Origin of the sequence: Streptomyces sp. NRRL WC-3549, assembly GCF_000721935.1 — a bacterium.
In the GTDB taxonomy this organism is placed as follows: Bacteria; Actinomycetota; Actinomycetes; order Streptomycetales; family Streptomycetaceae; genus Streptomyces.
Genome location: NZ_KL585425.1, coordinates 93865 through 101259 on the forward strand (window position 1 = coordinate 93865; position 7395 = coordinate 101259).

Sequence of the window (7395 nt, forward strand, 5' to 3'; positions counted from 1 at the left end):
CGCCGTGGCCGACGCGACCGCCGATCTTGTCGGGCACCGGCCCGACGGCCCGTATCTCCTGATCGCCTCCGCCGCGGCCCTGGTCGCCGCGGCGGTGTTCCACACGTGGTGGGCCCGGCGGCACAGCCACGCCCCGCCCCCGGGCTCCGGCACGAAGGCGCCCGTGACGGCGAGGACGACGGAGACTGCAGAGACGGCAGAGACGGCGAAGCCGCCGGGGACGACGGGCGCGGACCCGTCGCTCCCGCCCGCCGGGGGCCGGGAGGCAGCCGGAACGGTCCTGTGGCGGATGCGGACGACGGTACGCGACACGCCCGGCGCCCTGGCCGCCCTGTGCACCGCTCTGGCCGGACACCGCATCGACGTCCTCACCCTCCAGACCCACCCCTTGGCGCAGGGCACGGTCGACGAGTTCCTGCTGCGGGTGCCCACGTCGCTGTCGGCCCGTCAGCTCACCCGGGAGGTCTCCGCGGCGGGCGGCACCTCCACCTGGATCGAGCGCGCCGACGCGCACGACCTGGTGGACGCCCCGACCCGGGTGCTCGGTCTCGCCGCCCGTACGGCCCTGGACGCCGCCGAACTCCCGCTCGCCCTGCGGCAGCTCCTCGGCCGGTGCACCATCCGCTCGTTGCCCGCGCCGGCGGCCTCCGGGCACCCTGCCGGGGAGGGCGCCCCCGGGGAAGGGTTCCTGGAGGAGACGGTCATGGAACTGAGGGATCCGTCGGGTGGGACCGTCACCGTCGAACGCCCGTACCTGCCCTTCACGCCGACCGAGTTCGCGCGCGCCCGCGCCCTGGTGGAGCTCGCCACCCGGCTCGGTCCGCGCGTCCCGCGCGGTGCGGACGTGTTCACCCTCCCCGAGGGCGACGAGATCACCGTCCGGCGTGCGGGCCCCGGGGACCTCGCCGCGGCACGGGCCCTGCACCGCCGCTGCTCCGAGGAGACCCTGGCCCTGCGGTACCACGGCCCGGTGCGGGACGCGGACCGGTATCTGGACCACCTGCTGAGCCCGCGGTTCGGCCGTACACTCGCCGTCCGGACGGCCTCGGGCCGGGTGGTGGCCCTCGGTCACCTGCTCTGGGACGGCGACGAGACCGAGGTCGCGCTTCTGGTCGAGGACGACTGGCAGCGCCGCGGCATCGGTTCGGAACTCCTCGGCAGGCTCGTGGCCTTGGCCGCCGAGGCCGGCTGCGAGAGCGTGTACGCCGTCACCCAGGCGCACAACACGGGGATGGTCGCGGCCATGCGCGCGCTCTCGCTGCCCCTCGACTACCAGATCGAGGAGGGCACCCTGGTGATCACCGCCCGGCCGGCTGACTCTCCTGCCCGGACGGGCCCCGCCTCCGAGACGCCTCTTGCGTACGCGCGGCCGGAGAGGCCACCGCTCCGTCGCTGAGCGCCTGGCACAGGTCGGCCCAGAGGTCCTCGACGTCCTCCAGACCGACCGACATCCGCAGCAGCCGGTCGGCGACGCCCGACGCCCGCCGGTCTCCCTCGTCCACGATGCGGTGGCTGATGGAGGCCGGGTGCTGGATGAGGGTGTCCACGCTGCCCAGGCTCACGGCAGGCGTGATCAGGCCGACGCCCGCGATCACCCGGTGCGGGTCTCCGTAGACCTCGAACGAGACCATCGCCCCGCCCAGTTCCGGGTAGTGCACCCGGGCGACCCGGGGATCGGCCGCGAGCCTGCGGGCGAGTTCGGCCGCGGAGGCCGACGCCGCCCGGACCCGTACGGCGAGCGTGGACAGGCCGCGCAGCAGCAGGTAGCCGGCCAGCGGGTGGAGCACCCCGCCGGTGGCGAACCGCATCTGGCGCAGCGTCGCCGCGAACTCCTCGTCACAGGCGACGACACCGCCCATCACGTCCCCGTGCCCGCCGAGGTACTTGGTCGCGCTGTGCAGCACGATCCTGGCGCCGTGTTCGACGGGCCGCTGGAGGACGGGCGTGGCGAAGGTGCTGTCGACGAGCAGCGGCACGGAACCGCAGGCGTGCGCCACCGCCCGGACGTCGATCTCGGCGAGTGTGGGGTTGGCCGGCGTCTCGACCATCACCAGCCCGGTGTCGGGGCGGATGGCGTTCGCGATGCCCGCCGGGTCCGTCCAGGTCACCTCGGTGCCGAGCAGCCCGGAGCCGAGCAGGTGATCGCTGCAGCCGTACAGCGGGCGCACCGCGACCACGTGTCTCAGCCCGGCGCTCGCGCGGGCCAGCAGCACCGCCGTGAGCGCCGCCATCCCGCTCGCGAAGGCGACCGCGCTCTCGGCGCCTTCCAGTGTGGCCAGCGCCTTCTCGAAGCGGGCCGTCGTGGGGTTGTCCAGGCGTGCGTAGACGGGGGGGCCGTCCGGCTGGGCGCCGGTGGCCGCGAAGGCGTCGATGCGTCCGGCCTCCGCCCGGGAGTCGTACGAGGGGTAGGTGGTGGACAGGTCGATCGGCGCGGCGTGCAGTCCGAGAGAGGCGAGGTCGTCGCGTCCGGCGTGCACGGCTTCGGTGGCGAGCGCCCTGGGCCGGGTGGGTGCGGGGGAGGTCAGCGAGGTGGCTTCGGCGTCCATGACACCACTCTGAACATCGACCGGCCTGGTGCGGGGGCCTTCCGTGTAACGTTCGCCGCATGCCCGAATCTGTCGCTCTGGACCCGGTGGATCTGCATATTCTGCGCCTTCTGCAGAACGATGCCCGGACGACGTACCGGGAGCTGGCCGCCGAGGTCGGCGTGGCGCCTTCCACGTGCCTGGACCGGGTGGCCCGGCTGCGCCGCTCCGGCGTGATCCTCGGGCACCAGCTGCGGCTCGATCCGGCGCGGTTGGGACGGGGCCTGGAGGCGCTGTTGTTGGTACAGGTCCGGCCTCACCGCCGGGAGCTCATCGGCCCGTTCGTCGAGCGGATCCGTGCGCTGCCGGAATCGCGTGCCCTGTTCCACCTCACCGGTCCGGACGACTACCTGGTGCACGTGGCGGTCGCCGGTACCGCGGATCTGCAGCGGCTGGTGCTGGACGAGTTCACCTCGCGGCGTGAGGTGGCGCGGGTGGAGACCCGGCTGGTCTTCCAGCAGTGGGAGTGCGGCCCGCTGCTGCCTCCCGCACCGGACGCGCACCTCCCTGACCCGCGTCCCGCCCCCGGGACGCCGGGGGCCGGCCCGGCGGCAGCGGCGGAGACAGGCCGCGGCCACCTCCTGGACCCGGCCCCGCCGACGACGTCCAGGACGGCGCCGTGACGGGTCCCCGGAGTTCGCGTACCGCATACCGGTGACGCGGGTGCCTCCGCCGTACGAGGATGTCCCCATGTCAGATACCTCGAGCAGCGCGCTGCCCCGTCAGGTCGCCGACGCCTACGTCGACGCATTCATCGAACTCGACCCGATCACCGGTACCTATCTCGGCGTCGCGGAAAGCTCCGGCAGGCTGCCCGATTTCTCACCGGCCGGACAGGCCGCACAGGCCGAGCTGATCCGCCGCACGCTGGCGGAACTCGACGCGGCCGAGCAGGCGCCCGGCGCGGACACCGATGCCGAGAAGCGCTGCGCGCGCCTCCTCCGCGAGCGGCTGACCGCCGAACTCGCCGTCCACGAGGCCGACGAGCACCTGCGGGCCGTCTCCAACATCCACTCCCCCGTGCACAGCGTCGTGGATGTGTTCACGGCGACCCCCACCGCGACGGACGAGGACTGGGCCGCCGTCGCGGCCCGCCTCCGTGCGGTCCCCGCCGCGCTGGAGGGCTACCGCGCCTCCTTGGCGCTCGGTCTGGAGCGCAAGCTGCACGGGGGGCCGCGCCCGACCGCCACCTTCATCGAGCAGTTGGGCGTCTGGGCGGCCGGGGAGGACGGCAACGGGTTCTTCCGGGGGTTCGTGGCTCCCGGCCCCGAGTCGCTCCGCGCGGAACTGGACGCGGCCGCCGGGGAGGCCACCGCCGGGCTGGTGGCGCTGCGGAAGTGGATGAGCGAGGTGTACGCACCTGCCGTCCAGGGCGGCCCCGACATCGTGGGCCGTGAGCGGTACGCCCGCTGGTCGCGCTACTACAACGGCACGGACCTCGACCTGGACGAGGCCTACGCCTACGGCTGGTCCGAGTACCACCGGCTGCTGGCCGAGATGCGGACCGAGGCCGAGAGGATCCTTCCCGGCGCGGGCCCGTGGGAGGCGCTCGCCCATCTCGACGTGCACGGCAGGCACATCGAGGGTGTGGAGGAGGTACGGGAGTGGCTGCAGAGCCTGATGGACGAGGCCATCGAGGCGCTGGACGGCACCCACTTCGAACTGGCCGAGCGCGTCCGTGTGGTGGAGTCCCGGATCGCCCCGGCGGGCGGCGCCGCGGCCCCGTACTACACCGGCCCCTCCGAGGACTTCTCGCGTCCCGGCCGCACCTGGCTGCCCACCATGGGTGAGACCCGCTTCCCGGTGTACGACCTGGTGTCCACCTGGTACCACGAGGGCGTGCCCGGCCATCACCTGCAGATCGCGCAGTGGACGCACGTCGCGGACAGCCTCTCGCGCTATCAGGCGTCGATCGGCCAGGTCAGCGCCAACGCCGAGGGCTGGGCGCTGTACGCGGAGCGGCTGATGGACGAGCTGGGGTTCCTTCCCGACGCGGAGCGCCGGCTCGGTTACCTGGACGCCCAGATGATGCGGGCCTGCCGGGTGATCGTGGACATCGGGATGCACCTGGAGCTGGAGATCCCCGCGGATTCACCGTTCCACCCCGGTGAGCGCTGGACGCCGGAGCTGGCCGAGGAGTTCTTCGGCAACCACAGCGGCCGGCCGGCCGACTTCGTGGAGAGCGAGCTGACCCGCTATCTGTCGATGCCGGGGCAGGCGATCGGCTACAAGCTGGGTGAGCGGGCCTGGCTGCTGGGCCGGGAGAACGCCCGCAAGGCACACGGCGAGGCGTTCGACCTGAAGGCCTGGCACATGGCCGCCCTGTCACAGGGGTCGCTGGGCCTGGACGACCTGGTGGACGAGCTGTCCGCGCTCTGACATCGCCGGGTGGCGGGCGGACCGGTGCACACCGCACCGGTCCGCCCGGCAGTCCGGCACGCCGACGTACCGATGCCCCGATGCCCCGATGCCCCGATGATTGAGCTGCCATGAAGACGCGGGCCACGTACTTGTTCTGTTCGGACCCCCTGCGGCCGGACCGACCGGACCCCGGGTTCGCCCGCGAGGCGGCCGCGGCCCGCGCGACCGGTGCCCGGATCACGTTGATCGACCACGACGCGCTGTGCGCCGGGGACACGGAGGCGGCCCTCACCCGGGTGGGCGGGGGCTCGCACGCGTACTGGTACCGGGGCTGGATGGTCACGGCAGACCGTTACGAGGCGCTGGAACGCTCGCTCGCCGCGCGGGGCCACAGCCTGCTGACGGGTGGGGCCGCCTATCGCGCGGCCCACGAACTCCCCGGCTGGTACACGGCGTTCGACGGCCTCACCCCGAAGAGCGTCTGGTGCGGCCTGCCGGCCGGCACCGCTCCGCCCGCTCCTCCGCCCGCTCCCGCCGCCCTGGCCCGTCTCGCCGCGCCCCTCGGCCCCGGGCCGGGCGTGGTGAAGGACTTCGTGAAGTCGCGCAAGGACGAGTGGCACGAGGCCTGCTTCGTGCCGCAACTCACGGACACGGCCCGGCTGTCCGCCGTCGTCGCGCGCTTCGTCGAGCTGCAGGACGACTTCTTGGCGGGCGGTGTGGTCCTGCGGGCGTACGAACCCTTCGTGGCGGGCGGCGAGGCCCGGGTGTGGTGGGTGGACGGCCGGCCGGTGCGGGTGACCGCACACCCCGACACCCCCGGCCTGGTCCCCTCCCCACCCCTCGACGCCGTCGGTGAGGCCGTACGCCGCCTCGGCTGCCGCTGGGTGACGACCGATCTGGCGCTGCGGGAGGACGGGGCGTGGCGCGTGGTGGAGGTGGGCGACGGACAGGTCAGCGGCCTGCCCGCCGGGGACGACGGCGAGGCGCTCTTCGCCGCGCTGCCCGCGGTGTGAACAGGCCCCGCCGGACGACGGGCCGCCCCGGCGGGCAGCGCGGCGGCGATCAGCCGCCGAACGCGCCGCCGACCCGGTGGCGGACCGCGGAACCGTCCCGCTCCTTGACCACTTCGAGCTGAGCGGGGATGCGGCGGCGCAGGTCGGCGACGTGGCTGACGATGCCGACGCTCCGGTCCCGTTCCCGCAGGGAGTCCAGGACGTCGAGCACCTCGTCCAGGGTCTGGTCGTCGAGGCTTCCGAAGCCCTCGTCGATGAACAGGGTGTCCAGCCGTACGCCACCCGCCTCGTCCGTCACCACGTCGGCGAGCCCGAGCGCCAGCGCGAGCGAGGCGAAGAACGTCTCACCGCCGGACAGGGTCGCGGTGTCGCGCTCCCGGCCCGTCCAGGAGTCGACGACATGCAGGCCGAGCCCTGCTCTGCGGCCACCGCTCCGGGCGTCGGAGTGGACCAGGGTGTAGCGGCCGGAGGACATCCTCCGGAGCCGGGCCGAGGCCGCGGCGGCCACCTGTTCGAGGCGTGCCGCGAGCACGTACGCTTCCAGCCGCATCTTGCGTTCGTTGTCCGCCGAGGTGCCCGCGGTCAGCCCGGCGAGGCGGGCCACCTGCGTGTACTCCTGACGTAGCGGTCCGAGCGCGCGCACCTCGGCCGCCGCACGCCGGGAGAGCCGGTCGAGTTCCGCGCAGCGTTCCTGGGCGGCGGCGAGCGCGGACGTACGCTCGCGCAGCTGCCGTGCGGACCGGTCGTACACCGCCTGCGCGGTGTCCGGGGACGCGGGCGGGCGTCCGGCGGCCTCCCGGGCGTCCGCCTCGGCGAGCCGGTCGGCGACGGCTGCCTCCTCCGCCTGCCAGGCGTCGATCCGGTGCTGGAGTTCACCCTGCGCGGTGTCGTCGAGGAGCTGGGCGGCGGCGGCCCGGGGGGTGTCGAAGCCGGCTCGGAAGGCGGCGTCGGCGAGCCGTCCGTCGGCCTCCTTGCGCTGCCGGGCCGCGCGCTGCTCGGCCCGCATCGCCTCGGCCGCGTCGGCGAGCAGCCCGGCCCGGCGCTCCAGGAGGGCGGCGTGCGCGGCCACGGAGTCCGACGCACCGCGTGCCTCGGCCAGGTCGGATTCCAGGGCGCTCTGCTCGCGGTCCAGTGCCTCGCGCCGCGAGGTGCGGGCGGCGGCACGGCTCTCGGCCCGCTGCCGGGCGTCGAGGCGTTCGAGGTGTTCGCGCTCGGCGGCGGCCAGGGCCTCCTGGGCCGCGTGCGTCCCGGCGGCCAGGCGGTGGGCTTCGCTGTGCTCCCGGGTCAGCCGGACGACGGTCTCCTCCAGCTCGGTCACCGGCACCGCGCTCGCCGGGCCGGTGCCGTCCCGTTCGTCGTCCGCCGCCGTTCCGCTCCCGCCCTCGCTCTCGGCCCTGCGCACGGCCGGAGCGCCCTCGGCGGCCCCCGCCGTCTCC

The 7395-nt window shown here is 74.4% G+C and carries 6 protein-coding genes; 4 read left to right on the plus strand and 2 right to left on the minus strand.

All coding sequences use genetic code 11. The features are described from left to right. The coding region (locus tag IH13_RS0128195) for a GNAT family N-acetyltransferase (RefSeq protein ID WP_082317743.1) at window positions 1–1396 on the plus strand (1396 nt) is incomplete at its 5' end. Here the strand turns inward: IH13_RS0128195 and IH13_RS0128200 are convergent. Continuing rightward, the gene (locus IH13_RS0128200; protein WP_031088793.1) at window positions 1299–2546 is read right to left on the minus strand and encodes a trans-sulfuration enzyme family protein; all 1248 of its coding nucleotides are present in this window, start codon (window positions 2544–2546) and stop codon (window positions 1299–1301) included. The two genes, IH13_RS0128195 and IH13_RS0128200, sit on opposite strands and share 98 nt — an antisense overlap. Before the next feature lie 59 nt (window positions 2547–2605). On the opposite strand from IH13_RS0128200, the gene IH13_RS0128205 reads away from it, so the two are divergent. The 3 genes from IH13_RS0128205 (at window position 2606) to IH13_RS0128215 (ending at window position 5959) form a co-directional block, all read left to right on the plus strand. Then, window positions 2606–3208: an Lrp/AsnC family transcriptional regulator gene (locus IH13_RS0128205; protein WP_051835957.1), complete on the plus strand. Its 603-nt coding sequence runs from the start codon at window positions 2606–2608 to the stop codon at window positions 3206–3208. A 67-nt stretch (window positions 3209–3275) separates the two neighbouring features. After that, complete coding sequence (locus IH13_RS0128210; protein ID WP_031088795.1) at window positions 3276–4964, plus strand: DUF885 domain-containing protein; 1689 nt, start codon at window positions 3276–3278, stop codon at window positions 4962–4964. 110 nt (window positions 4965–5074) lie between these two features. After that, window positions 5075–5959, plus strand: coding sequence for an ATP-grasp domain-containing protein (locus IH13_RS0128215; RefSeq protein WP_031088796.1), 885 nt, complete (start codon window positions 5075–5077; stop codon window positions 5957–5959). 49 nt (window positions 5960–6008) lie between these two features. On the opposite strand, the gene IH13_RS0128220 is transcribed toward IH13_RS0128215, so the two are convergent. Further along, window positions 6009–7395, minus strand: a 1387-nt coding sequence (locus IH13_RS0128220; RefSeq protein WP_267883890.1) for an SbcC/MukB-like Walker B domain-containing protein, incomplete at its 5' end; no start/stop codon positions are given.

Excerpts from the sequence above, each read along its gene's own strand:
- IH13_RS0128205 (WP_051835957.1), top strand. The coding sequence starts at position 2,606 with ATGCCCGAATCTGTCGCTCTGGACCCGGTGGATCTGCATATTCTGCGC.
- IH13_RS0128215 (WP_031088796.1), top strand. The coding sequence starts at position 5,075 with ATGAAGACGCGGGCCACGTACTTGTTCTGTTCGGACCCCCTGCGGCCG.
- IH13_RS0128200 (WP_031088793.1), bottom strand. The coding sequence starts at position 2,546 with ATGGACGCCGAAGCCACCTCGCTGACCTCCCCCGCACCCACCCGGCCC.
- IH13_RS0128210 (WP_031088795.1), top strand. The coding sequence starts at position 3,276 with ATGTCAGATACCTCGAGCAGCGCGCTGCCCCGTCAGGTCGCCGACGCC.